Annotated in this window: 2 tRNA genes and 1 rRNA gene; all 3 read right to left on the bottom strand. The window is 39.6% G+C overall.

The window, feature by feature from the left end:
* Window positions 1–176: 176 nt before the first annotated feature.
* The 3 genes from ABDZ84_RS08410 to rrf all read right to left on the bottom strand — a co-directional run bounded on the left by ABDZ84_RS08410 (window position 177) and on the right by rrf (window position 558).
* Window positions 177–249 (bottom strand) — tRNA-Thr (locus ABDZ84_RS08410).
* 6 nt (window positions 250–255) lie between these two features.
* Window positions 256–330: transfer RNA gene (locus tag ABDZ84_RS08405), tRNA-Asn, on the bottom strand.
* 112 nt (window positions 331–442) lie between these two features.
* Window positions 443–558, bottom strand: a 5S ribosomal RNA gene (gene rrf, locus ABDZ84_RS08400).
* Between the last annotated feature and the right edge of the window lie 154 nt (window positions 559–712).

Genomic DNA, 712 nt, shown 5'->3' with positions numbered 1-712 from the left:
AAAGCGAAGTAATTCGTCGGAGCATTGCCAATATACATCAAACATTTCAAAATAACTACTTGGCTTAACACAGTCATTGCACTGATTTTATACTTTCTTAACTTTAAATAAGAACACCACTAATAAAAAAGTGGTGTTCTTTATTTAGCTCCCTTGCATATCAAGGTTTATAGGAAAGCTTCCAAGCGGACTTGAACCGCTGACCCCCACCTTACCATGGTGGTGCTCTACCGACTGAGCTATGGAAGCATAAAATGGCTCCACAGGTAGGATTCGAACCTACGACCGATCGGTTAACAGCCGATAGCTCTACCACTGAGCTACTGTGGAATAGGATAGATCAATAATTAAGCTAGGTACACAGTATTACCTTTTATCATACCATAAAAAATATACATGTAAATATAGTAATAGTATTACTTATAAATAAGTATAAAAAAATGCCTGGCGGCGTCCTACTCTTGCAGGGGCAAAGCCCCAACTACCATCGGCGCTGGAGAGCTTAACTTCTGTGTTCGGCATGGGAACAGGTGTGACCTCTCCGCCATTGCTACCAGACATTTCTTAATTCGATAAATCAACATCTGCTCGGAACCATTCCTTGCTTGATGCTTTCTCATATCTACAGGCGGATACATTACTTATTCATTTGTACCCTAAAAACTAAATAAGAGATCATTCAACGACAACCAAAAGAAGTTAGTTAAGTCCT

This window comes from Virgibacillus salarius (genome assembly GCF_039521925.1).
In the GTDB taxonomy this organism is placed as follows: Bacteria; Bacillota; Bacilli; order Bacillales; family Amphibacillaceae; genus Virgibacillus; species Virgibacillus salarius.
Note: the sequence above shows the minus strand (reverse complement) of the source record. Positions and strands in the feature narration are given on the sequence as shown.